Genomic DNA, 22,926 nt, shown 5'->3' on the forward strand with positions numbered 1-22,926 from the left:
GCGCGTCCGCGCGGCGGCCGCAGGCCGGCGACCAGGGCGTACGACGCCACCATGTGAGCGCGCCCCCGTCGAATCGAGTCAGGCCCCGCTGCCCATCCACTCCTCCTCGTAGGCCGCGTACGTGCCGTCGTGCGTCGCGAGATGGACGAACTGGTCCACGTACTCCCTGAACTGGTCGTCGCCGCGCGGCAGTGCGAACGCCTTCTCGGAGAAGGTGAACGGCCGGTCCGGGTGGAGGGAGCACAGCTCGGGATGGATCCTGGACTGGTACAGGGTCTCGCTCGCGTCCGTCATCATCACGTCGGCGCGGCCTTCGATGATCTCCTGGAAGATCGTCGTGTTCTCAGGGTGCAGCTTGATGGTGGCCTGATGGATGTTCGCCCGGGCGAACTGCTCGTTCGTGCCGCCGGGGTTCACGATGACGGTCGTGCCCGCCCGGTCGATGTCCTTCAGCGTGCCCGCGCCGAACTTCTCCTTGTCGGCGCAGCGCACGATGGGTGTCTTGCCGTCCTGCCGGGTCGGTTCGCTGAAGGAGACCTGGCGGGCGCGGGGCAGCGTGATGGAGACGCCGCCGACCGCGATGTCGCAGCGGCCCGCCGCGACGTCCTTGGTGACGTTCGCCCAAGTGGTCGCCACGTAACGGGGCTTGGCGTCGAGGCTCTTGGCCAGACCCTCCGCCATCTTGATGTCGACGCCGCTGTAGCTTCCGTCGGTGGGGTCGAGGTGGGTGAAGGGCCGGTAGTCGCCGGTGGTGCACACCTTGAGCACCCCGGTCCGGGGAACGGAATCCAGGAGCGTGCCGTGCGGGTGGCCGGTGCTCCGGGAGGTCTCGGGTGACGCGGGTGCGGCGGCGGTGAGGGAGAGGACGCAGGCCAGGGCGGACAGGGCAGCGGCTCGCTTCATCGGGCGGCTCCTTCTCGGGTGCCCGGGCCGACGGCCCGCCCGGGCGTCTACGGATGGCAGGCCGGATCACCTTCGCAGACGCGTTCGTTCAGTTGAACCCCGCGACCCGGCCCGGCCGGCCCCGGTCGACCCCGCGGACGCGATCGCCCAGGTCGGCGCGTTGGGCCGTTAGGATGAACGTGATCATTCCCAGTGAAAGGCCGCGACGGCACGTGACCGAGTCCCGCCCCCACACCCTGTTCTCCTTCGGCACCCTGCTGGACCGGCGCGTCCAGACGTCGCTCTTCGGCCGCACCGTGCCGACGACCGCCGCCTCACTGGCCGGCCACGCGACCAGGCCCCTGACGATCACCGACGAGTCCGTGATCGCCACCAGCGGCCAGGACGTGCACCTCACCCTGGAGCGCAGGATCGGCAGCACGGTCGAGGGCGCCGTCCTGCACCTGACCGACCAGGAGCTGGCCGCCGCCGACGACTACGAGGTGGACGACTACGTGCGGCGCCGCGTGCTCCTCACCTCGGGGGAGTCCGCCTGGGCCTACCTGGACGCGAGGCCGCTGCGCTCGGCGGCCCGCATCGTGATCGTCGGCGACAGCATCGCCTACGGGCGCTGCGACCCCCAGGGCGGCTGGGCCGCCCAGTTGGCGGCCACGCACATCGCCTCCGACGAGACCGGGCACCGCGTCTTCAACCTGGCGATCCCCGGCAGCACCCTCGCGGATGTCAGCGAGCAGACGCCGCCGCTCCTGCCTCCCCGCCACCCGGACACGCTCGTCGTGGCGGCGGGGATCAACGACTCCGCCGTACCGCTCGCGGCCTCGGACACCGCCGGCGACGCGCTGCCCCACATCACCGGCCACCTCGACGCGCTGGCCGCCACGGCCCACCGCCACAACGCGCGCCTGGTCGTCGCCGGACCGGTCTGGCTCGACGAGACGCGGACCGGCGACTACGAGGGACTGCGCTTCACCGTGGAGCGGGCGCGCACGCTGCGCGCCACGCTGAAGACCTGGTGCGAGGACAACCACATCGACCACCTCGACCTGTGGGAGCCCCTCCGCGACCAGCCACACCTGTTCGTCGACGGTCTGCACCCCAACGCCGAAGGCCACAAGGAGCTCTACCGCCGGCTGAGTATCGAGTCCTGCTGACCCGAGCGGGGCCTCGGATCCTCACTCCCCGTCGGCCGCCAGCTCCCAGTCGAGCTGCCACAGCCGGATCCCGTCGTCACCCGCCGTCACCAAGTTCCGTAGATCGGGGGTGACTTCGAGATGTCGGACGTACTCCCGGTGCCCTTCGAGGACCTGCAGGCAGCGTCCGGTCGCGACGTCCCACATCCGTACGGTGCGGTCGTGGCCCGCGGAGAACGCGAACCGGGCGTCGGGAGTGAACCGGACGGCGGATACCCAGCCCACGTGGCCCGCGAACTCGCGTACGCACCGCGCGCTCTGGGCGTCCCACAGGCGGATCGGTTCGTCGCCCGCGCCGGAGGACATCACCATGTGCGTGGACAGGGCCAGACGGCCGTCGGCGCTGAGGCACGCGGACAGGATCGGTTCCCGCGGGCCCTTCCAGGTGCGCAGGCGTCGTCCGGAGACGAGGTCCCACAGGCCGACCACGCCGGTGCAGTCGCCGATCGCCGCGAGCCGGCCGTCGGCGGACGGCGCGATCACGTTGACCGGGCCGGCGGGTCCGACGGTCGACACGCAGCGGTCCTCTTCCAGGTCCCACCGGCGGACCTCGCCCTCGCCGCTGCCGAGCAGGGCGTGCCGCCCGTCGCCGGTGAACAGGACGGTCCGCGTCAGGTCCCAGTGCGGGGTCACCCGCACGTGCCCGTCTCCGTCCAGCCGCCGGCGGGTGATCGCGTGCGGCTTGGTGCCGTAGCAGAGCACGTACCGGCCGTCGTCGCTCAGCGCCACCTCGGCGGCGCGGCTCGGGTGGTCGTCGACGACCCGGGTGCATTCCCCGCTGGCGAGGTCCCAGACGCGCAGGGTCCCGTCGCTCTGGCCGCTGACCGCGAGCCGGGCGTTCGCGGCGAGTCCGATCCCGGTGACGGCGCCGTACGCGAGAGGCCCGGTGTCCAGCGGGCGTGACCCGGCGGCGCGGAGCGACACATGGCGGGCCGAACGGCCCAGCTCCTGCCAGGCGGCCAGGATCTGGGGCGCCCGCTCGTACCCGGGGATCGCCCGGGCCCGGGTCAACAGGCCGAGGGCGGACGGGTGCCGTCCGGCCGACATCTCCCGGCGGGCCTCGGCGAGCAGTCCTTCCGCCCGCCCGCCGAGCCCGCTGACCTCGGCGTACTCCCGCGGCTCGACCACGTGCGGTTCGGCGGTGTACCCGGTGTCGGGCAGCCGCCAGCGGCGCGTGGCCAGCTCGGGGTGGTTGCCTACGGAGCAGCCGAACCGGTCGTCGGCGTCCGGGAACCCGAGGTGACGCATGCCGTGCCGGCCCGCGGAGAAGGTCCGTAGACACCGGCCGCTGCCCACGTCCCAGACTCGGACGGTGTGCTCGGAGCTCGAACCCGACAGCAGCCGCCGTCCACCGGGGCCGAGCGCCAGGTGCAGGGCGGCGGTGGTGGGGCCGGTCAGGGTACGGACCAGCCGGCCGTCCTCCACGTCCCACACCCGGACGGTCCCGTCGTCGGAGGCGACCGCGGCGAGCCGCCCGTCGGGTGCGAAACACATCGAGGACGACGGAGAGCCCGCCGGGAGCGCGCGGCACCGGCCGTCGGCCACGCTCCACAGACGCGCCCCGTCCTCCTCGCCGGTGAGCACATGACGTCCGTCGGGGCTCACCTCGTACCGCGACGCGTCCAGAGACCCCTCGACCGCGACCCCCAGCGACCACCGGCAGGTCCCGGTCCGCGGTTCCCACACCTGGACGTGTCCGTCCGCGCCGATCCACACACCGATCCGCCCGTCGGCGCTCAGCCGCACCGGGCACCCCCGCGGAGCGGCGGCGGCCGGCAGGACACGCTCGCACGAACGGGCGGCCACGTCCCACCACCGCACGGCGCCGCCCCGCTCGACGGACAGCGCGTACGAACCGTCAGGGGTGAGGTCGACGCCGATCAGCTCCGTGCCGCCGTTCATGAGCGTGGACCGTGACGCGCCGGTGGCCGTGTCCCACAGGCGGAGCCCGCCGTCCCAGTGGCCGCTCAGCGCGAGCCGCCCGTCGGGACTGAACCGGATCGGCAGATACCCGGAGACGACGTGCCGGGCCAGGAGGTCCACGGGCGGCGTCAGCCGGAACGGCTCGCCCAGCGCGCGGGTCTCGATACGGCGGGCATCGGTCACGTGCCCGTCGGACCCGGCTCGCAGCGCCGCCTGGACCTCGGTGTCGCCGGGCCGTTCGCGCGCGAGGACGTCGAGGAGCGCGCGGGCCGCGCCGGTGTCTCCACGTTCGAGATGCACGCGGGCGAGGTGCAGGCGTATCGGCCAGGAAGCGTCGGTGTCCCGCGGCAGCGCCTCCAGCCTGCCGACGAGTTCGATATCGGTGATCGCCCCCGTCCGCCAGCTCAGCAGGCCCGCGTTGTACACGGCCCCGACATGGCGCGGATCGACCGTGAGCGCCTCGGCGAAGGCCCGTTCGGCGTCGGAGACCCGGTCCAGGTCGAGGAGCGACAGAGCCCTGTTGTTGAGCTCGTCGGCGCGGAGATCGGCCGCCCTCGGGGCGGGCCGCGGATACGCCGAGCCGGTCTCCTGCTCGTAGATGTCCGTCAACACGTCCGCGATGTCCGCCATCGAGGGCGGGCGGCGGCCGGGGGAGTGCCGCAGGCAGCGGCGCAGCAGGTTGGCCAGCTCCGGCGGCGCGGCGACCGGGTTCGTGGCGTCGCCGAGGTACTCCTCCAGGGCCAGACCGGCGACCGAGCCCGCCGACCAGCACGCGCGGCCGGTGATCATCTCCAGCAACGACACCGCGAAGCTGTACACGTCACTGCGTCGCCCGACACTGTCGCCCGCGAGCTGCTCCGGAGACGCGTACGTGACCGTCATGCCGCCCCACGGCACCAACACGCTGACGCCCGGCGCCGACGCGGACTCCTTCGGGGCCACGACGGTCTGCGACCGGGCGAGCCCGAAGTCGGTGATCCTCGCGGTGCCGTCGGCGCCGAGCAGGACATTGGCCGGCTTCACGTCCTGATGCACGAGGCCCCTGCCGTGGGCGTGCTCGAGCCCGCGGGCCGTCTGGACCGCCGTGTCCAGGACCCGGCCGAGGACCTGCCGCGCGTCCCCCGCGTACAGCCGGCCGTCGCGGATCCACTCCGCGAGGCTGCCGCCCTCGACGAACTCGGCGAAGACGCGCGGGGTGCCTTCCACCACCCGCACGTAGTGGCAGGCGCAGACGTTCGGATGCAGCCCGAGAGACACCCACGCCTCGGCCTCCCTGACGAACAGCTCCTGATCCGCGGGTCCGTCGAACAGGTCGGGGCGCGGACTCTTCACCGCCATGTCGATGCCCCAGGCCAGATGCCGCACCCGGTGCACGACCCCCATCCCGCCCCGGCCCAGCTCACCGACCACCCGGTACCGGCCGTCGACGATGTCGTCGACCGACCAGACGGCGGACGGCGAAGGTGCGTTCACTGCGGTACCCCCGTTGCTGACGACCGGCCGCCCCCCCCGGCCCCGGACGCCGGAGATCCCGTGGTCGCAGGGGAGCGAGGAACAGTATGTGACGTCGTCCGCACGCGCGTCGACGCCCGGGGCGCAGCCGTCCGCAGGGCGTCGAACTCCCGCTTACGGAACGGTGGTTGCCCGATCCGCGCCAAGTGACACTGCCCGCATGCGGTGGCGTGCAGGGGGGCGGGGCAGGAGGGTGCCGCTGTTGATCGCGGCGGCGTCCCTGGTGGTGGCAGGGGTGGGAGGCTCGTCGCTGGCCGGCGAGATCTCGGACGCCCGAAGGATCGATGCCTCGCCCCTACGGGTCCATGGCGCCGTCGACCGTGTCGTGCCGGTCAAGGGCGGGTTCCAGGTCCGAGTGTCCTACCGGGTCGGCGATCGGCGGTTCGCCACCCAGGACCTTCCGGTGGGGCAGGACGCGGGGCCGGCCGGTCCCGAGGTCGGCTCCGGGGTGTGCCTCGAAGCCTCGGCCGAACACCCCGAGACGGTGCGGCTGTGCGGTCAGCGGTATCCGGGCGGCGACGACCTCGTGCCCGCGGAAGGCCTGGTCGTGTTGGCGGGTGTGGCCGGCGCCCTGATGGCGGCCGGTTGGATCGTGGTGGTCGCCCGGCAGGAGAGGCGTGAACGGGAGAGGACCGTGCGGGGCACCCTTTAGCGGGCCACCGCGGCCAGGTCTTCGGTGCGCAGGGACGGGTCCGCGAGCAGGATGCGGTGGACCGTTTCCAGCAGGGGCAGTTCGGCGTTCGTGGTGGCCAGGGCCACGTCCTTGGCGGCGAGGGCCACGGGGAAGTGGGAGCCGGTGGCGAGGACCCGGCCGACCGCGCCGCCGAGCGGGCCCGCGCCGAGGGTGCGCAGCGTCAGATCGCGGGGCAGGCCCAGGGATTGAGCGAGGGTGAGGCTCTCGGCGACCACGGTGACGCCCGCGACCGCCGCGCTGATGAGGACCAGTTTGAGGGCGGCGCCGTCGCCGGGGCCGCCGCAGGGGGTGACGGTGCCCAGCAGGGCGAGGACGTCCGCGACCGGTGTGGTGTCGCCGCCCGCCAGGATCAGCAGTTCGCCGGTGGCGGCGCGGTCGACGCTCCCCATGACCGGCGCGTCGATCAGGGTCACACCCTGCGGGAGCATGGCCGCGAGTTCGCGTCCGGCGTCCGGGCCGATGGTGGAGGTGTCGACCCAGTGCGTGCCCGGACGCAGGGCCGGGATCATGTCGTCGGCGACCGCTCGGGCGGCGACGGGGTCGGCCAGCATCGTGATCACGACATCGGCGTCCCGGACGGCCTCGGCGGGGTGCGCGGCGAGGACGGCGCCGGCTTCGACGAGCGGCGCGGCCTTGGAGGCGGTGCGGTTCCAGACCGTGAGCGGGTGTCCGGCGTCGAGGAGGCGGCGGGCCATGGGCAGACCCATGGAGCCGAGGCCGAGAAAGGCGATCTTCTGCGCGGTGATGGTGTCGGTGTCCATGGCGTCGACGCTAGATCCGGCCCACCCATGCCACAAGCGACTGTCTAGCATGGCTCTCATGCTGGTCACGCATGGCTTGTACGAGGCGTTCCTCGCCGTCGCCCGCACCGGGTCCTTCACCTCGGCCGCCCGGTCGCTCGGCTACACCCAGTCCGCGATCTCCCGTCAGGTGCGGTCACTTGAGGAGGACTGGGGAGCCGAACTGTTCGAGCGGCTGCCGCGCGGCGTGCGGCTGACCGAAGCGGGCCGGGTCCTGCTGCCGCACGCCGAGGCGGTACGCGACCGGCTCGCCACCGCACGCGCCGAGCTGACGGCGCTGCGCACACTGGACGGCGGACTGCTCCGGCTCGGGGCGTTCTCCAGCGCGGCCGCCGCGCTCGTCCCGCGGGCCCAGGCGGCGTTCCGGAAGCGGCATCCGGGAGTGACGGTGACCCGGGTGGAGGGCCCGTCGGTGAAGCACCTGGGGCTGATCGCGGCCGGGGAGGAGGACCTCGCGGTCGTCAGCCCGGCGACGGACACCGTCCCACCGACCGGAGTGACGCTCCATCACCTCCTGGACGAGCCGATGCTGGTGGCCCTGGAACTCGGCCACCCGTACGCCGGACAGCGCGACGTACGCCTCGCGGACCTGGCCGGAGAGGAGTGGATCGTCGCCAACGAGCGGCTGGAGGACACGCTCTTCCGCCCCGTGGTCGCGGCGGGCCTCCGCCCGCGCACCGGGCTGCTCGCGCTCGACTGGATCGCCAAGCTGGGCGCGGTCGCGGCGGGTCTGGGCGTGACGCTCGTCCCGGCGCTCGCGGCGGCCTCCGTGCGCCCGGACGTCGCGCTCGTGACGATCCACCCGGACGACGTGCCGTACCGCCGCATCTGCGCGGCCACGCCGGGCGCACCGACGGCTGCGGCCACGGCCTTCCTGGCCCTGCTCCGCGACACGGCCGAGGAACTACAGGCCCAACTTCCCTGATTTTGAACCGTGATGTGTGACCTAGCCCCGACTAGAGTGCGGCCAGGTGACGCGATGAGGGGGCACGATGGCCAAGGTCAATATCAGTCTCGACGCCGAACTCGTGGTGGAAGTCATGGTCCTGGCGGGGATCGGCTCACCGCAGGACGCGATCGAGGCGATCGTCCGGGACTACATCGCCCGCGGCCACCGCACGGAGACCCGCACCGAACTCAAGGACCGAAGCCTGCACGAGGCCGACACCACACCGCAGGATCCGCAGGGCTGAACTCCCTGGCGGGGCAGGAGCCGAGGAAGCCCGGCACGGCGCAGGCATCGGCGAGCCAGTAACTCAACGTCTCCGGCGCCATGCTGCGACGAAGAGCACCACCACAGGCGTCATGGCGATCACGTTGCAGATGTCCGCGACGAACCACGGCGCACCCAGGGCCCGCGGGACGTAGCCCACCAAGAACGCCCAGCCCACGCCATAGGCCGCATCGCCCGACGTCGGGATGCCCGAGTCGATCCGCAGGAGCCGCGCTCCGGACATCACCGGTGTGCGGGCAGCGGCGTCTGCCGCAGCAGACCGTTCTCGCCGAAGGCCAGGGGGAGGAAGCGTTCGGCCACGCGGCGATAGCCGGCCGGGTTCGGGTGCAGGCCGTCGGGGAGGTCGGCGGTGTCGGTGGGGCCGAACAGGGTTGTGCCGTGCAGCAGGTGGAGCGAGGTGTCCCCGGCTCGGCGCCGGAGTTCGACCCCTTGCTCCAGGAGCTGGCGGATACGGCGCAGGGTGAGGGAGCCGGTGGCGAGGTGGGCGGGGCGTTCGGCGGCGTGGAAGAGGTGGTCGGGGCCGAACGGCGTGGGGCCCGGCCGGTCCTCGACGGCCGGGCAGATGAGCGGGGTGATCACGAGCATCGGGGTGTCGGGGTGGCCGTCGCGCACCGTGTCGAGGAAGCCGTGGAAGGCGGAGAGGAACGCGCGTTCGCGCATGCTGTCGAGGTTGACGACGTTGATGCCGAGCTCCAGGCTGATCGCTGCCGCGGGCAGGTCCCGGATGGTGCGCGCCATGAACTGGTCGAGGTGGCACTGCCCGCCGACACCCAGGTTCGTCAAAGACAGACCGGCGCTGCGCGCCACGATCGTCGGCCAGGCTCCGGTGGGCCGGTCGGCCTCGGAGCACTGGCTGAGGGAACTGCCGTGATGCACCCACGGCGGACCCGCGGCCGGTGCGGGCCGCAGGGCGGCGCCGACGGGGACCCGTACGTCGAGGAGCCGCAGCGCCGAGGAGACGGGGAGCCACACCTCGACCCGGCGTTCGGCGCCGGGCTCGCCCAGATCGAGCCGCAGCGTCACGGGGCCGGCCGGGTGGGTCCGCATGTCGCGGGTGCGCAGGTTGATGACCACCACCGTCTCCTGCGTGGTGCGCACGGTCTCCCGCAGGGTTCCGTCGACGACGACGTCCACGGCGGTGCCGGGGGAGTCCGCGCCCTGGACGACGAGGTGGGTCAGGTCCACGTCGAGCTCCAGGACCGCCGCGTCGGTGAGCGCTTCGATGCGCACACCCGACGGCACCGCGCTCATGAAGTCCAGTGTGGGCTCGGCCAGTTGGGCACGGGCGACGGCCGGGACCCGGTGCAGGACCACGCCTGTGGCGTCGGCGGCGGTCTCGACGGCGCCGGTGACGCACTCCCGTGCCAGGTCCAGAACCGAACGCATCATGCGCCGACACCCCGCCCTATCCGTCCAGTACCGGCCTCGTCGGCGCTCCCGCGCCGCTGTCGGTTCAACGCTTCAGCCCGGAGAGGATCAACTCGGCGAGTTCGGCGCCGATCTCGGCCGGTGATTTGCTGCCCCCGGGCCGGTACCAGGTGTGCATCGAGTTGGTGAAGCCGAAGACCGACCAGGACACCACTTCCGGAGACGCCTGCGTGGCGAACGAACCGGCCTGCTGCCCCTCCCGCACGATGGCGCGAAAGCGCTCCTGGTAGTGCCGCCACTGCTCCTCCAGGGCCTGCCAGTGCGGGGAGTCCGAACGTCCGCCCTTCGCGAAGACGGCCGACTCCTTGGCGCCGGCCGCCGTGAGGACCACCAAATCCACGACGACCTCCCGCAGGGTCCTCTCCGGGTCGTGGCCCTGGGCCAGGATCCGTTCCAGCGACTCCAGTTCACGGCCGAAGACCCTGCCGTAGATCTCGAAGAGGATCTCGTCCTTCGACGCGAAGTAGTGGTACAGCGCGCCCTTGGTCACGCCCGCCTTGGACACGATCTCCTGGACGCCGGTGGCGTCGAAGCCCTTCGCGGCGAACAGGTCCAGCGCCACGTCGAGGATGCGCCTGCGCACCTCGGGGTCGGAAACCTTCGGCCTGCCCATCGCTGTCCTCCGGCTGGTCTCTCAGGGGCGGATCGTGCCGGACACAGCACATCCCGGCCCAGGAAATTTGTCAATGCCGACCGGTTGGTATTGAAACGGATGCGTGCTAGAAATTCGGCCATGTTCACGACGCCGCTCGAGATCACAGGGCCTCTCCGGGCCCCGCGCAACCTGCTGCTCGACCAGACCTACGGGGACCACGCGGGCATCCATGACCCGGCCACCGCACGGCGGTTGGGCGTCGCGGGAGCGGCGGTCGAGGGGCCCACCCACTTCAGTCAGTACGACCCGTTGGCCGCCCGGATGTGGGGCGAGCGATGGTTCTCCTCCGGCTGTCTGAGCGCCCACTTCGAGGCCATCTGTCTCGACGGCGAGCGGACCCGGGCGAGCGCCGCCTTCACCGGGAACCGGGCGCTGATCCACACCTCGAAGGAGGACGGGACACGTGTCCTGTCCGGCACCGCGACCCTCGGCGACGAACCGACCGCCCTCGACGAACGGCTCGCCCGGCTCCGGCCCCTGCGCCGCCCCGTGATCTTCGAGGGGTGGGAGCCCGGTCGCACCGGTGCGCGGCCCGAACACGTCCGGATGGGCCCCGACACCCACCTCGGCGACCTCTACCCGTTCACCCTGAACCACAAGCTGGAGACGATCACCGAGCCGAGCCCCTGGTACACCGGCCCGGACAACCCCTGGGGCCGGCCGATCGTGCCGCTGGAGATGATCAGCGTGCTCGCGATGTCCACCTGGGCCGAGTCCGGCCTCGTCAAGGCCGAGCCCACGGTCGGCCTCTTCCTCGACCTCCAGATCAAACTCCTCTCCGGCCCCGTGTTCGTGGACGCGCCCTACGTACTGGAGCGCGAGGTCGTCGCGCTGGGGGAGACCCGCCGGACCGAGACGGCCTGGGTGCGGACCACCGTCACCTGTGAGACGACCGGGTCCGCCGTCGCCGAGGTCCTGCTCCACCAGGGCGTGTTCAAGGAGTCCTACCCGGACTACCCGAACAGCCCGGACTACCCGAACAGTTCGGGCGTCCCGAACTCCGCGGAGGCCTCGAACTCCCCGGGAGGATCCCGTTGAGCCACTACCGCAGCAATCTGCGCGACCTCCACTTCAACCTCTTCGAGGTGCTAGGCCTCGACCGCAGGCTCGGCACGGACCGCTTCGAGGACATCGACGCCGACACCGCCCGCGCCATCCTCGCCCAGGTCGCGGCGCGCGAGCACCCCGAAGCGGTCTACAAGACCGGCCAGAACACCACCCGGCTGCTGATGAGCGTCGGCGACCTCCTCATCGGCCGGCTGCTGCTCCGCCAGGCCTCGGTGGCTCTCGCCGCGCTGGACGCGGGCACGGCCGAACCGGACTTCTACACCGGCAAGGTCGCCGCCGCCCGGTACTTCACCTCGACGGTCCTGCCCGAACTGGCGGGCCGGCTCGCCGTCCTGCGGCAGACCGACCACCACCTGATGGACATACCGGACGGGGTCTTCTGATGCACGAACTGAGCGCCTTGCAGCAGGCCGCCGCGATCCGGGCCGGTGAACTGAGCCCCGTGGAGCTGGTCGAGCACTACCTCGGCCGGATCGAGCGCCTCGACCCGAAGGTCGGCGCGTTCTCCCACGTGGCGGCCGACCAGGCCCGGGCCGCCGCCCGAGCCGCGGAGAAGCGGCTGGCCGGGCGGAGCGCCGCGACGGAACTGCCGCCTCTGTTCGGCGTACCCACCGCCGTCAAGGACCTCACCGCCACCAGCGACATGCCGACCACCTTCGGCTCCGCCGCCTTCAAAGGCTTCACACCGCCCGTCGAGGCACACGTCGTCCGGCTGCTGCGCGAGGCGGGCACCATCAGCCTCGGCAAGCTGAACGCCGCCGAGTTCGGCCTGTCCCCCTACTCCGACACCTACGCGGGATCCTCGCGCACACCCTGGGACCTCACCCGCACCGCCGGCGGATCCAGCGGCGGATCCGGCGCGGCCGTCGCCGCCGGCCTCGTGCCCTTCGCCCACGGCAACGACGCAGGAGGCTCCGTCCGCATCCCGGCGAGCGTGTGCGGGGTCTTCGGCTTCAAGCCCTCCCGGGGCCGGATCAGCAACGGCCCCCTCGCGCAGGATCCGGTCATCCAGCTCTGTCAGGGCCCGCTGGCACGCACCGTCGCCGACGCGGCGGCCCTGCTCGACGCGATGGCCGGCCCCCAGCCCGGCGACCTGTTCTGGGCGGCGCCGCCGCCCGACGGCGGGAGCTTCCTCGACCGGTCCGCGCGGGAGCCCGGACGCCTGCGCATCGGCCGGTTCAGCGACCCCGGTAGCGGCGAGGTCCACGTCCATCCGGACGTCGTCGCCGCCTACGAGCGGGCCACCGAGCTCCTTGTCTCCCTAGGGCACGAGGTCGAGGACATCGAGCCGCCGTTCGGGCCCCCGATGGTCGAGGAGTTCCAGGACGTGTGGGCCGTACGCTCCCTGCGCGTGCCGGTGAGGGACGAGGACCTGCTGCTTCCGCTCACCCGGCACTGGCGGGAGCGTGGCCGGTCCGTCCCCTCCGAGCGGTTCCTCGGCGCGCTGCAGGACCTCCAACTGCGCGCCGCCCAGGCGATGACCGCGGCCCACCGGTTCGACGCGGTCCTGAGCCCGACCCTGGCGCTGCCCCCGCAACGCCCGCAGTGGTTCAAGGAACACGGCCCGGCGACCGACCTGAAGCGCCAGTTCCTGGCATCCCCCTACGCCGCCGCGCAGAACGTCACAGGCCAGCCCGCGGCGAGTCTGCCGCTGCACTGGTCCGCGCAAGGGCTGCCGATCGGCGTCATGCTCACCGGCCGTCTCGGAGAGGACGCACAACTCCTCTCCCTGTGTGCCCAGTTGGAGGCGGCGCAGCCCTGGGCCGGACGCAGGCCCCCGCTCTGAACGACGCATCGATCGATCCCCAGAGCGCCGAAGGCACCGAAGGCACCGAAGGCACCGAAAGCCCGAAGGCACCGAAAGCCCGAAGGCGCCGTAGCCCGAATGCACAGAAGCACCGAAGCACCGACAGCACGTACCCGCACATCCCGTGGTCGCGCACCCGCGCAGGCGCACAATCCAGGAGGCACCCATGGCACGTGTTCCACTCACTCTCGGCGTCTGCGCCCTGGTACTCGGCCTCGCCGTGACGGGCTGCACCACGTCGGCCGACGGCACCGGCGGCAAGGACGGCGGGAAGAAGGTCAAGGTCTCCATCGCCACGTCCTCCGACCCGACCAGCCTGGACCCCCAACTGGGCACCGTGGCCGCCGACTTCGTCTTCGCCCGCATGCTCGACGACCAGCTGGTCCGCCGCGACGACAAGGGAAAGATCATCCCCGGTCTAGCGTCACGGTGGAAAGCCGACGCGAAATCGGCCGAGTTCACGCTCCGCCCGGACGCCAAGTGCACCGACGGAACGAAGGTCACCGCCTCCGGCGTCGCGAAGGTCCTGACCCGGTTCGCCGACCCGGCGACCAAGTCGACCGCCGCGAGTCAGGTCTTCGGCCCCGGCGCCAAGGTCACCGCCACCGGCGACGACGCGACCGGCACCGTGTCCGTGAAGCTCGACAAGCCCTGGTCCGACCTGCTCTACGGGCTCGCTCTGCCCCAGGCCGGCATCGTCTGCCCGGCCGCCCTCGACAAGCCGGAGCTGCTCAAGTCCGGCAAGAAGGGCGCGGGCACCGGCGCGTACTACATCGAGTCCGCCGAGCCCGGCGCGCGGTACACCCTCAGCGCGGTCGAGGGATACACGGGCTGGGCGACGTACAAGAACATGCCCAAGGGCACGGTGCCGGACGTCGTGGAGATGCCCATCATCCAGTCCGAGGCCACGATGGCGAACAACCTCGCCGCGGGCACCCTCGACTACGCGGCCTTCACCGGCCCGGACGTCGCCAGGTTCGTCAAGAACGACAAGTTCAGGATCACCCCGGCACCCATCATCCGGATGATGATCGTGTTCAACGAGCGCAAGGGCCACCCGGGCGCCGACCCGAAGGTCCGCGAGGCCGTCGCCCGGAGCCTCGACCGCAAGGCCTTCAACCGGGCCGTCACCCGCGGCAGCGGGACCCTGATGAGCAGCATCACCGACGCGAGCGTGCCGTGCGCCAACCAGGACGAGTCCCTGCTCGCCCAGACCGACCCGGCCGCCGCCAAGGACGTGCTCAAGGGCATGAAGATCAAGCTGGTCGGCACGAACTCGGTCGCGGCCGGCTCCGGCAACGAGTACGTCCAGGCCGCGCTCAAGGCCGTGGGCGCCGACGTGTCCCTGCGCAACGCCGACAGCGCCACCTGGGGCAACGACGTCATCAGCAACAAGGGCGACTGGGACCTCACCGTCCTGCCCAACCTCAACCTCACCAACCTGCTGACCACCCCCGCCAGCCTCTTCGTCGGACCCGGCCCGGCCGACGGAGGCCGCAACTTCCCCGGCACCCACAACACGGAGTTCGAGAAGGGCTTCGGCGCGGCGATGGCCACCACCGACCAGACCGCGAAGTGCGCCGCCTGGGACAAGGCCCAGAAGGCGCTGCTCACCGACTTCGACGTGGTCCCGATGGCGACCGTCAACCTGAACTACACCACCGCCGCCCGCGTCTCCATCGCCGCCCCCGACGGCCTGCTCGCCCCCGAGACCGTGCGCGTCGCCCCGTAGCCCCGGCCCGTGACACCCGGACCGGCCGGGGCCCTGCCGCCCCGGCCGGTTCCACGCCCCAAGTGAGGAGAGTCGTGGAGACTCTGACCGCACCCCCCAAGGCGGCCACCGCGAAGCCCGTCGGCTCCCCGTGGCCGCGGTTCCTGCTCGGCCGTCTCGCCGGCCTCGTGGGCGTACTCGTCACGCTGGTCGTCGGCACGTTCCTGATCGTTCAACTGATCCCGGGCGACCCCGCCCAGGTGATGGCCGGGCCCGACGCCGGACCGGCCCGGATCGAACAGATCCGGCACGCGCAAGGACTGGACCAGCCGCTGCTCACCCAGTTCCTGCACTACGCGAACGGCCTGCTGCACGGCGATCTCGGCACGTCCTTCTCCAGCGGCCTGCCGGTCTCCGACGTCATCGCCGACCGGCTTCCCTTCACCGCCCAGATCGCCCTGCTCGCCGTGGTGATCGCCCTCGCCGTCAGCATCCCCCTCGGCATGGCCGTCGCGGTGGCCTGCCGGGGCAACCGCCGCCGGGCCCTGGACACCGCGTTCACCTCGGTGACCTCGATCCTGGGCTCCGTCCCCGAGTTCGTGCTCGCCACCCTGCTCATCATGCTCTTCGCGATCAAACTCAAGGTGCTGCCGCCGTCCGGCGCCGCCACCCTCGACGCGATGATCCTGCCGGTCCTCGCCCTGACGATCGCCCCCATCTGCACCCTGGCGCGCGTCGTCCGCCGCGAGACCGCGACGGTCCTGGCCATGGACTACATGCGCACCGCACGAGGGCGTCGCCCCGGCGTACTGCGGCTCTACGCACGCCACGCCCTGCCCAACCTGATGACCAGCACCCTCACCCTCGGCGGCCTGATCCTCACCGGACTGCTCGGCGGCGCGGTCATCGTCGAATTCGTCTTCGCCTGGCCCGGACTCGGCACCGGAGTGCTCGACGCCCTCGTCAAGCGCGACTACCCGGTGATCCAGGGCGTCGTTCTCGTGCTCGGAGTCCTGGCCACCCTCCTCAACCTCCTCGTGGACGTCGTCCTCGGCCTCCTCGACCCCCGCAGCCTCCGCGGAAAGGCGGGCGACGCATGATCGTCAAGCTCCGCAGGTCACCGGTACTGGCCCTCGGCCTCGCCGGACTCGCGCTCTTCGTGGTCCTCGCCGCCGTCGCTCCCGCCGTCTGGGGCGACCGGGCCGACACGCTCACCGACCAGACCCATCTGGGGGCCTCCGCCGCGCACTGGTTCGGCACCGACGCCCTCGGGCGGGACATCTTCGCCCGCACCATGGTCGCCACGCGCCTCACCCTGCTCATGTGCCTGGCGACCACCGCCATCGCCGCCGTCGGCGGCATCGGCTTCGGCGCGGCGATCTGGGTGGCCGGACCGCGCGTGCGGGCCCTCGGGCAGCGCCTGATCGACGTACTGATCTCCTACCCCAGCGTCATCTTCGCCCTCGCCCTGGTCGCGATCCTCGGTCCCGGCGCCGTCACCTCCGTCGTCGCGATCGGCCTGGCGACCTGCCCCGCGTTCGCCCGCCTCACCACCAACCTCGCTGCGTCCATCGCGGGCCGGGACTTCGTCTCCACCGCCCGCCTGCTCGGTGTGTCCCCGGCGCGGCTGCTGCGCCGCCACATCCTGCCGAACATCGCCGAGCCGCTGCTCGTGCTCCTCGCGGTCGCCTTCACCGTCTCCCTGAAGGCGCTGTCGGGGCTGTCGTTCCTCGGCGTCGGCGTCCAGGCGCCGGACTACGACTGGGGATCGGTCCTCAACAAGGGCCTCGAAGGCATCTACCTCAACCCGTGGCCCGCGCTCGGCCCATCCCTCGTCATCATTCTCGCCGGGCTCGCCGGCGGACTGACCGGCGACGGACTCGCCGCCGCGGTCAACCCGACGGCCGGCCGCAGGCGCGGCTACCGCGCCACGGTCCGAGCGGTCACCGGCGCACCACCCCCCGGCGCCGCGCACGTCGTCGCCGACCACCTCAGCGTCGTGCTGCCCGACGGCACCCGCCTCGTCGACGACATCTCCTTCACCATCGACCGTGGTGAAGTCCTCGGCCTGGTCGGCGAGTCGGGCTCCGGCAAGAGCCTGACCGCGATGGCCCTGGCCCGACTCCTGCCCGACGACCTCACCGCGGTGGCCGGCACCCTCAGGGTCGGCGACCTCGACCTCACCGGCCGACCACCGGCCGCACGCCTGGCCACCGAGATCGGCATCGTCCACCAGGACCCGTCCGCCTCGTTCAACCCCACGCTCAAGCTCGGCGGACAGCTCACCGAAGCCCTGCGCATCCACGGCCGCACCTCCCGCAAGGCCGCCGCCCGGCAGGCCGCCGAACGACTCGCCGCGGCCCGTGTGACCCTGCCCGAACAGCGACTCAGGCAATACGCCCACGAACTGTCCGGCGGCATGCGCCAGCGCGCCATGATCGCCTCGGCACTGCTCACCTCACCGCAGCTGCTCATCGCCGACGAGCCCACGACCGCGCTCGACGTCACCGTGCAGGCAGAAGTCCTCGGCCTGCTCCGCGAGGCCAACGAGAACGACGGCACCACCGTCCTGCTCATCTCCCACGACATCGGCGTCGTCTCCGCCGTCTGCGACCGGGTTCTCGTCCTGTACGCGGGCCGCGTCGTCGAGGCACTGCCCATCGAGCGCCTCCGCGCCGGTGACGCCGACCACCCGTACACACAGGCCCTGCTCGCCGCCACGCCCACCCTTCACTCCGCCGTCGACGAACCCCTGGCCTCCCTGCCCGGCCGGCCTCCGCACCCCGCCGACCGCCCCGCGGGCTGCGCCTTCGCGCCGCGCTGCCCCAGTGCCCGCCGGCCGTGCCACGAGGAAGCACCGGTGCTGACGCCCACCGGCACCGGGGCCGCCGCCTGCCACGCACTCACCTGGGACAAGGAGCAGGTCGGATGACCGAGCCACTACTGCAAGTCCAGGACCTGGACGTCACGTTCGGACGACACCAGGTGCTCAAGCAGGTCGGCCTCACCGTGCCCGCCGGACGCACCGTCGGCCTCGTGGGCGAGTCGGGCTCCGGGAAATCGACCCTGGCCAAGGCCGTCGTCGGACTCGTCAGACCGTCCGCCGGCCGCATCCTGCTCGACGGCGTCGACCTCACCCACACCCGGCGCACCGTCACCGAGCGCCGCCGCGTCCAGATGATCCCGCAGGATCCGTACGCCTCCCTCAACCCGCGCATGACCATCGGCGAGACACTCGCCGAAGCACTCGACCCGCGCCGCGCCGACGTGAAGAAGCACCGCACGGAGATCGAGGCGCTCCTCAACCGCGTGGCCCTCGACGGCGAGGCCGCCACGCGCCACCCCCAGGCGTTCTCCGGCGGTCAGCGCCAACGCATCGCCATAGCAAGGGCGTTGGCGGTACGACCCGCGCTGATCATCGCGGACGAGATCACCTCCGCACTGGACACCTCGGTACAGGCGGAGGTGCTCAATGTCCTGCGCGAACTGCGCGGCGAGCTCGACCTGACGATGCTGTTCATCTCCCACGACCTGGCCGTGGTCCGGCACGTCTGCGACGAGGTGGCCGTCCTGCGGCACGGAACCCTGGTCGAGAGGGCCTCCCGCGACGCCCTGTTCACGGCTCCGCGGCACGCGTACACGAGGCTGCTCCTCGACAGTGTCCCGGACGCAGGGTGAGGCGCCTGGCGGGCTGCATGCCTGCTCAGGCGCCTGTGGTGGGACCCGGACCGCAGGTCAGACGCGGTCGGCGGCGATCAGGACGTACTGGAAGGAGCCGTCCTTGTAGGAGTTGATGAACGCGTCCTCGATGCCGGTGACCAGGGAGGACGTCGCCCGCAGCTCCCAGTAGGGCAGGGTGGCCGGGGTGAGGTCGATGACGGCCTGCGGCACCAGGCGGTTGTCGGCCATCGCGCGCAGGTACTCCCGGCGCGAGTGGATGTTGCACTCGAAGTGCGCGTTGATCTGCGAGACCCACTTCGAAGGCTGCCCGTACCGGGGGTTCCAGCAGCCCGTGATGGTCACGTAGCGACCGCCGACCTCGAGGATCCGGGAGTGCTCCGCCATGAGGTCCTGGAGGTCGACGTACATGCTCGACTCGTTGTTCCAGGAAGCAGCGGCCTGCCCGGTCTCGAACGGCATGTCGAGCATGTTGCAGACCTGGGCGCGGACGTGGTCCTGGATGCCCAGCTCCTGGGCGCGACGGTTGGCGAAGTCGGCCTGCTTGGCCGAGAGGGTGACACCCTCGACCTTGCTGCCGAAGCGCTGGTGCGCCATCACCATCGAGCCGCCGCGTCCGCAGCCGGCGTCCACCAGGGTGTCGTCGCGCCCGATGCCGCCGAGGTTCTCCAGGAGCACGTCGGTCTGCGCCGACTCCAGCCGGTGCAGTTCGGCGATGAGCTTCTTCTCGCTCTCGCTGTCCTCGGGGTCGCCGAGCGCGGCGTGGTCGACGTCACCGATGCCGTAGTGGTGGTGGTAGAGACCGTCGACGTCGCCGAGACGCAGGTTCACGGGCCGGGCCTCCCCGTCCCAGTAGCGGGCGATGTCGCCCTGGTAGGGAGTCGCCGGGCCGGGGATGGACACGGAGGCGGTGGCGGGGGCGGTGAGCTCGGTGCTGGTCGTGCTGGTCACAGATGAGTCCATTCTTCCTACCAGAAGTCCGGCAGGCTGTAGCGATAGGTGTTGGTCTGGTGCCAGTGGTGGTTTCCGTCGACCCAGGCGGCCACGCCTCGCAGGAAGCGGTGCACCGTCGGGATCGGGCAGTCGGCGGCCAGGGCCGCTGCGTTGCTCTCGAAGTCGTGCATGAGCTCGTTGTGGACCTCGACCGACTTCAGGTAGGCGTCCCGGTCGGACAGGCCCTCACGTTCGGCGATCACGACGGGCAGGTTCAGGTGAGTGCCGGGAGCGTCGAGTTCCTTGGTGTACGAGTACAGGTCGTTCACGATCGTCGTGGCGTTCCCCGCGAGCGCGATGACCTTCTGCATGGCGGTCTGGGCGTGCAGGTCCGCCGGCAGTTCGTAGCCGCCGACGGTGTCGGTGATGGTCGGGCAGGGGCGGAAGTTGTTGAACTGGCGCATCGCCAGGTACTCCCACACCTTGGGTACGTGCTCCATCTGGGCCCAGGCGGCCTCGGCGAGGTACCCCAGGTGGAGCCGGGCCATGTCGTGCCGGTACCGGTCGCTCTGGGAGGGGCTCGCCGCCTGGTCGAAGTAGCCCATGGCGGAGCGGTAGGCGCGCCGGGGCGCGTCCGAGTGGAGGGACTGGGCCCAGGGGGCCTGGTACTCCTGTGTCGTGTAGAGGGGGTCGAGTGCGGTGTGCGCCAGGAGGAGCCGTTCGCCGAGACCGTCGGGCGAGCCCCCGTGGTCCTCGCAGTAGCAGTCGTCGACCGCGTTCTCGGCCACCATCAGGCGGGTGGCGATCATCAGATGGTCGATGGTGGGCGCGTCCGGGTGGCAGGCGACCATGTAGCGGCCCACGGAGAAGCCGTCGAACTGCTCCTCCCACTCCTCGGGGTACAGGGAGACCTCGTCCAGCGCCCAGGACTTGATCCTGCGGCTGAGCTCCTCGACACGCACCGGGTCGGGCTCGGCCACCGGGTGGTGGTAGAGCCCAGGGATCGGGGTGCCCTGCGCCTGGGGTTCCGGCGGCGGAGGATCCGTCGGAACCTGTGGGCGCGGGGTCAGGCGCAGGCCCGCCGTGCCCAGGCCGCTGGGGCCGGGCAGGACCGTTTCCGGGCCGGGAACCTGTGCCGGAGCGGGAACCGCGGGTGGTGCGGGCACGGGCGGCGCGCCGGACAGCTCACCGGTGACGGCCTTGATGTCGCGGGCACGGGCAGCGGCTTCAGCGAGGAAGTGTGCCGTGGAGCGGTCGGCGGCCGCCGGCAGGCTCGACTGTGGAGGTGTCGTCTCGGGGGCGGGCATCGGTGGCTCCTTCGTGGGGTGGGCGGCTGTCCCGGGGCCCTTTTGGCGGGTGCGGCCGTCCCGGCGGACGGGGGTGGCCGCACCGTGCCGTGCGGGCCGGGGCCGCTACCGGGGCCAGCGGCCGATCTGTACGTTCTCCAGCACGCCGACCGCGTCCGGCACGAGGATGGCGGCGGAGTAGTAGGTGCTGACGAGATAGGACGTGATGGCCTGCTCGTTGATGTTCATGAAGCGGACCGACAGGCCCGGTTCGTACTCGTCCGGCAGACCCGTCTGGTGCAGACCGATGACGCCCTGGTTGTCCTCGCCGGTACGCATACAGAGGATGGAGCTGGTCCGCTCCTTCGTGATCGGGATCTTGTTGCACGGGAGGATCGGGACCCCGCGCCAGGCCGGGACCTGCTGACCACCGAGGTCGACATGGTCCGGGTAGAGCCCCCGCGCGTTGAACTCGCGCCCGATCGCCGCGATGGTCTTGGGGTGCGCGAGGAAGAACTTCGACCCGCGACGGCGGCAGAGCAGCTCGTCCAGGTCGTCCGGGGTGGGCGGGCCGGCGTGCGGCTGGAGGCGCTGCTTGAAGTCGGCGTTGTTGAGGAGGCCGAACTCCTTGTTGTTGATGAGCTCGTGCTCCTGGCGTTCGCGCAACGCCTCGATGGTGAGCCGGAGTTGCTCCTTGGTCTGGTTCATCGGCTCGTTGTAGAGGTCGGCGACCCTCGTGTGGATCCGCAGGATGGTCTGGGCGACCGAGAGTTCGTACTCGCGCGGGTTGAGCTCGTAGTCGACGAACGCGCCGGGCAGTTCGTGCTCGCCGGTGTGGCCGGCCGACATCGCGATCTCCGCCTCGCCGCGGTGGTTCTGCCGCTGGTGGGGGAGCGAGGTGAACCGGGCGATGTGGTCCCGCAGGGCGGGCGCCGTGGCGAGCACCGCCTCGAAGTCCGCGCGCGACAGGGTGAGGAGGGTGCCGGCCGTCTCGGCGGTGGCGCTGTGCTGCCACGGGCCGCTGCCGTCCAGCAGGGCGTGGTCACCGAACCGGTCGCCGTCGGCCAGGACATCCAGGGCGACCTCGTCGCCGTACTCGCCGACGGAGGTCTGGTTGATGCGGCCGTGGGCGATGAGGTGCAGCTTGTCGGCGCCCTGCCCGCGTTCCACCAAGGTCTCGCCGGCCTGGAAGTCGCGCTGGACGCAGCGGTCGGCGAGGGCGGTCAGGACCTCCACGTCGTCGAAGCCGCGCAACATGGCCAGTTCGCCGAGCTCGCGGGGGATGACCCGGACGTCACCGCCGTCCTGGATGAAGTCCACGCGTCCGTCGCCGACGGTGTACGTCAGGCGGCGGTTCACCCGGTAGACGCCGCCCTTGGTCTCCACCCAGGGGAGCATCCGCAGCAGCCACCGGGAGGTGATCTCCTGCATCTGCGGGGCGGACTTGGTGGTGGTGGCGAGGTTGCGGGCCGCCGCCGTGCCGAGGCTGGTGTGCTGGGCTGACTCCGGCTGTACTTCCGGGCTCGAGTCGACAGTCATCGGGGCGAACTCTCCTTGTTCAGGGCGGGGGTGGCGCGTCTGCGGGCTGATCGGGCAGGCGGGTGAAAGAAGGAGGTGGGCTGTGCGAACGGCATATCCGTCCGGGCCCGACTCGAAGCTAGGGGCCGCTCCGCTCCGCGGACCATGGGAAACGGGGGACGTTCGCTCGATCCGTTGATCATGGCTTGCGCGATGTTTGCCGGGGTAACAGCAGATTTCGGCCCCGCTTCGGCCGCGGGTCCCGGCCGGGTGGCCGACCGGCCGGCGACGGCGGGCGGGCGGGCCGGGGCAGGGAAGTGCCCCGTGATTTCGGTCCGACATAGATGTCCCGGTCGGCAGAGGCACCCACTCCTGGCCGTCACGCCCCGGCGGTGTGGCGGCCGGTGCCCCGCTGCACGGCATCGCAATCGCGCCATGACTCAGGCGGGGCGACGTCACGTCCGGGGAGGGGTCCGCTATAGGAACCGAACCCGCCCGAAGGGACGAGGAGCCCCGGAGCGTCGACCACCTGACCTCAGCCGAGAATCCGCGCCGGGAGGCACTGACTGTCGAGGCGAGCAAGAGA

20 protein-coding genes are annotated in these 22,926 nt (G+C 71.7%); 11 read left to right on the forward strand and 9 right to left on the reverse strand.

What is annotated here, in order from left to right; genetic code table 11:
• Positions 1–78: 78 nt before the first annotated feature.
• On the reverse strand, positions 79–903 hold the full coding sequence (locus tag ACZ4E1_RS05465) for a transporter substrate-binding domain-containing protein (protein ID WP_467536082.1): 825 nt from the start codon (positions 901–903) through the stop codon (positions 79–81).
• A 212-nt stretch (positions 904–1,115) separates the two neighbouring features.
• Here ACZ4E1_RS05465 and ACZ4E1_RS05470 point away from each other — a divergent pair, with 212 nt between their 5' ends.
• The gene (locus ACZ4E1_RS05470; protein WP_467536084.1) at positions 1,116–2,054 is read left to right on the forward strand and encodes a GDSL-type esterase/lipase family protein; all 939 of its coding nucleotides are present in this window, start codon (positions 1,116–1,118) and stop codon (positions 2,052–2,054) included.
• Positions 2,055–2,075: 21 nt separating this feature from the next.
• Here ACZ4E1_RS05470 and ACZ4E1_RS05475 read toward each other — a convergent pair whose 3' ends face one another.
• On the reverse strand, positions 2,076–5,489 hold the full coding sequence (locus tag ACZ4E1_RS05475) for a protein kinase domain-containing protein (RefSeq protein WP_467536086.1): 3,414 nt from the start codon (positions 5,487–5,489) through the stop codon (positions 2,076–2,078).
• Between the two features lie 232 nt (positions 5,490–5,721).
• Between ACZ4E1_RS05475 and ACZ4E1_RS05480 the strand changes: the two genes are divergently transcribed.
• Positions 5,722–6,180 carry a hypothetical protein gene (locus tag ACZ4E1_RS05480; RefSeq protein WP_467536087.1) on the forward strand — a complete coding sequence of 153 codons (459 nt, stop codon included), beginning with the start codon at positions 5,722–5,724 and terminating at the stop codon, positions 6,178–6,180.
• Here the strand turns inward: ACZ4E1_RS05480 and ACZ4E1_RS05485 are convergent.
• On the reverse strand, positions 6,177–6,983 hold the full coding sequence (locus ACZ4E1_RS05485) for an NAD(P)-dependent oxidoreductase (RefSeq protein ID WP_467536089.1): 807 nt from the start codon (positions 6,981–6,983) through the stop codon (positions 6,177–6,179). The two genes, ACZ4E1_RS05480 and ACZ4E1_RS05485, sit on opposite strands and share 4 nt — an antisense overlap.
• Before the next feature lie 58 nt (positions 6,984–7,041).
• Between ACZ4E1_RS05485 and ACZ4E1_RS05490 the strand changes: the two genes are divergently transcribed.
• Complete coding sequence (locus tag ACZ4E1_RS05490; RefSeq protein ID WP_467536091.1) at positions 7,042–7,947, forward strand: LysR family transcriptional regulator; 906 nt, start codon at positions 7,042–7,044, stop codon at positions 7,945–7,947.
• A 67-nt stretch (positions 7,948–8,014) separates the two neighbouring features.
• On the forward strand, positions 8,015–8,215 hold the full coding sequence (locus ACZ4E1_RS05495) for a DUF2191 domain-containing protein (protein WP_467536093.1): 201 nt from the start codon (positions 8,015–8,017) through the stop codon (positions 8,213–8,215).
• A gap of 63 nt (positions 8,216–8,278) precedes the next feature.
• Here ACZ4E1_RS05495 and ACZ4E1_RS05500 read toward each other — a convergent pair whose 3' ends face one another.
• The 3 genes from ACZ4E1_RS05500 to ACZ4E1_RS05510 form a co-directional block, all read right to left on the reverse strand.
• Positions 8,279–8,479 carry a hypothetical protein gene (locus ACZ4E1_RS05500; protein WP_467536094.1) on the reverse strand — a complete coding sequence of 67 codons (201 nt, stop codon included), beginning with the start codon at positions 8,477–8,479 and terminating at the stop codon, positions 8,279–8,281.
• A complete protein-coding gene (locus ACZ4E1_RS05505) occupies positions 8,479–9,645 on the reverse strand; it encodes a GDSL-type esterase/lipase family protein (RefSeq protein WP_467536095.1) in 1,167 nt (388 codons plus the stop codon). Before ACZ4E1_RS05505 ends, ACZ4E1_RS05500 begins: the two co-directional genes overlap by 1 nt.
• Positions 9,646–9,709: 64 nt before the next feature.
• Positions 9,710–10,297, reverse strand: a complete 588-nt coding sequence (locus ACZ4E1_RS05510; RefSeq protein ID WP_467536097.1) for a TetR/AcrR family transcriptional regulator — start codon at positions 10,295–10,297, stop codon at positions 9,710–9,712.
• A 120-nt stretch (positions 10,298–10,417) separates the two neighbouring features.
• On the opposite strand from ACZ4E1_RS05510, the gene ACZ4E1_RS05515 reads away from it, so the two are divergent.
• From ACZ4E1_RS05515 to ACZ4E1_RS05545, 7 genes are all read left to right on the forward strand, one after another.
• A complete protein-coding gene (locus ACZ4E1_RS05515) occupies positions 10,418–11,377 on the forward strand; it encodes a hypothetical protein (RefSeq protein WP_467536098.1) in 960 nt (319 codons plus the stop codon).
• A complete protein-coding gene (locus ACZ4E1_RS05520; RefSeq protein WP_467536100.1) occupies positions 11,374–11,790 on the forward strand; it encodes an acyl-CoA dehydrogenase C-terminal domain-containing protein in 417 nt (138 codons plus the stop codon). Before ACZ4E1_RS05515 ends, ACZ4E1_RS05520 begins: the two co-directional genes overlap by 4 nt.
• Positions 11,790–13,193: an amidase gene (locus ACZ4E1_RS05525; RefSeq protein ID WP_467536102.1), complete on the forward strand. Its 1,404-nt coding sequence runs from the start codon at positions 11,790–11,792 to the stop codon at positions 13,191–13,193. The genes ACZ4E1_RS05520 and ACZ4E1_RS05525 overlap by 1 nt, the downstream gene beginning before the upstream one ends.
• A 187-nt stretch (positions 13,194–13,380) precedes the next feature.
• On the forward strand, positions 13,381–14,946 hold the full coding sequence (locus ACZ4E1_RS05530) for an ABC transporter substrate-binding protein (RefSeq protein WP_467536103.1): 1,566 nt from the start codon (positions 13,381–13,383) through the stop codon (positions 14,944–14,946).
• Positions 14,947–15,020: 74 nt separating this feature from the next.
• Entirely contained in the window at positions 15,021–16,025 is a 1,005-nt protein-coding gene (locus tag ACZ4E1_RS05535) for an ABC transporter permease (protein ID WP_467536104.1), read from the forward strand.
• Positions 16,022–17,857 (forward strand): dipeptide/oligopeptide/nickel ABC transporter permease/ATP-binding protein, encoded by a 1,836-nt coding sequence (locus tag ACZ4E1_RS05540; RefSeq protein WP_467536105.1) that lies wholly within the window; start codon positions 16,022–16,024, stop codon positions 17,855–17,857. The genes ACZ4E1_RS05535 and ACZ4E1_RS05540 overlap by 4 nt, the downstream gene beginning before the upstream one ends.
• On the forward strand, positions 17,854–18,603 hold the full coding sequence (locus ACZ4E1_RS05545) for an ATP-binding cassette domain-containing protein (protein WP_467536106.1): 750 nt from the start codon (positions 17,854–17,856) through the stop codon (positions 18,601–18,603). Before ACZ4E1_RS05540 ends, ACZ4E1_RS05545 begins: the two co-directional genes overlap by 4 nt.
• 57 nt (positions 18,604–18,660) lie before the next feature.
• On the opposite strand, the gene ACZ4E1_RS05550 is transcribed toward ACZ4E1_RS05545, so the two are convergent.
• From ACZ4E1_RS05550 to ACZ4E1_RS05560, 3 genes are all read right to left on the reverse strand, one after another.
• Positions 18,661–19,566, reverse strand: coding sequence for a geranyl diphosphate 2-C-methyltransferase (locus ACZ4E1_RS05550; protein ID WP_467536108.1), 906 nt, complete (start codon positions 19,564–19,566; stop codon positions 18,661–18,663).
• Positions 19,567–19,571: 5 nt separating this feature from the next.
• Positions 19,572–20,843: a family 2 encapsulin nanocompartment cargo protein terpene cyclase gene (locus tag ACZ4E1_RS05555; protein WP_467536110.1), complete on the reverse strand. Its 1,272-nt coding sequence runs from the start codon at positions 20,841–20,843 to the stop codon at positions 19,572–19,574.
• Positions 20,844–20,948: 105 nt separating this feature from the next.
• The gene (locus ACZ4E1_RS05560; RefSeq protein WP_467536112.1) at positions 20,949–22,361 is read right to left on the reverse strand and encodes a family 2B encapsulin nanocompartment shell protein; all 1,413 of its coding nucleotides are present in this window, start codon (positions 22,359–22,361) and stop codon (positions 20,949–20,951) included.
• Between the last annotated feature and the right edge of the window lie 565 nt (positions 22,362–22,926).

This window comes from Streptomyces sp. NPDC025806 (assembly GCF_055558275.1).

What these genes read in the sequence shown, in the direction of transcription:
- ACZ4E1_RS05465 (WP_467536082.1), bottom strand. Translation starts at nt 903, where the DNA reads ATGAAGCGAGCCGCTGCCCTGTCCGCCCTGGCCTGCGTCCTCTCCCTC.
- ACZ4E1_RS05485 (WP_467536089.1), bottom strand. Translation starts at nt 6,983, where the DNA reads ATGGACACCGACACCATCACCGCGCAGAAGATCGCCTTTCTCGGCCTC.
- ACZ4E1_RS05490 (WP_467536091.1), top strand. Translation starts at nt 7,042, where the DNA reads ATGCTGGTCACGCATGGCTTGTACGAGGCGTTCCTCGCCGTCGCCCGC.
- ACZ4E1_RS05495 (WP_467536093.1), top strand. Translation starts at nt 8,015, where the DNA reads ATGGCCAAGGTCAATATCAGTCTCGACGCCGAACTCGTGGTGGAAGTC.
- ACZ4E1_RS05500 (WP_467536094.1), bottom strand. Translation starts at nt 8,479, where the DNA reads ATGTCCGGAGCGCGGCTCCTGCGGATCGACTCGGGCATCCCGACGTCG.
- ACZ4E1_RS05505 (WP_467536095.1), bottom strand. Translation starts at nt 9,645, where the DNA reads ATGATGCGTTCGGTTCTGGACCTGGCACGGGAGTGCGTCACCGGCGCC.
- ACZ4E1_RS05510 (WP_467536097.1), bottom strand. Translation starts at nt 10,297, where the DNA reads ATGGGCAGGCCGAAGGTTTCCGACCCCGAGGTGCGCAGGCGCATCCTC.
- ACZ4E1_RS05515 (WP_467536098.1), top strand. Translation starts at nt 10,418, where the DNA reads ATGTTCACGACGCCGCTCGAGATCACAGGGCCTCTCCGGGCCCCGCGC.
- ACZ4E1_RS05525 (WP_467536102.1), top strand. Translation starts at nt 11,790, where the DNA reads ATGCACGAACTGAGCGCCTTGCAGCAGGCCGCCGCGATCCGGGCCGGT.
- ACZ4E1_RS05530 (WP_467536103.1), top strand. Translation starts at nt 13,381, where the DNA reads ATGGCACGTGTTCCACTCACTCTCGGCGTCTGCGCCCTGGTACTCGGC.
- ACZ4E1_RS05540 (WP_467536105.1), top strand. Translation starts at nt 16,022, where the DNA reads ATGATCGTCAAGCTCCGCAGGTCACCGGTACTGGCCCTCGGCCTCGCC.
- ACZ4E1_RS05545 (WP_467536106.1), top strand. Translation starts at nt 17,854, where the DNA reads ATGACCGAGCCACTACTGCAAGTCCAGGACCTGGACGTCACGTTCGGA.
- ACZ4E1_RS05550 (WP_467536108.1), bottom strand. Translation starts at nt 19,566, where the DNA reads ATGGACTCATCTGTGACCAGCACGACCAGCACCGAGCTCACCGCCCCC.
- ACZ4E1_RS05555 (WP_467536110.1), bottom strand. Translation starts at nt 20,843, where the DNA reads ATGCCCGCCCCCGAGACGACACCTCCACAGTCGAGCCTGCCGGCGGCC.
- ACZ4E1_RS05560 (WP_467536112.1), bottom strand. Translation starts at nt 22,361, where the DNA reads ATGACTGTCGACTCGAGCCCGGAAGTACAGCCGGAGTCAGCCCAGCAC.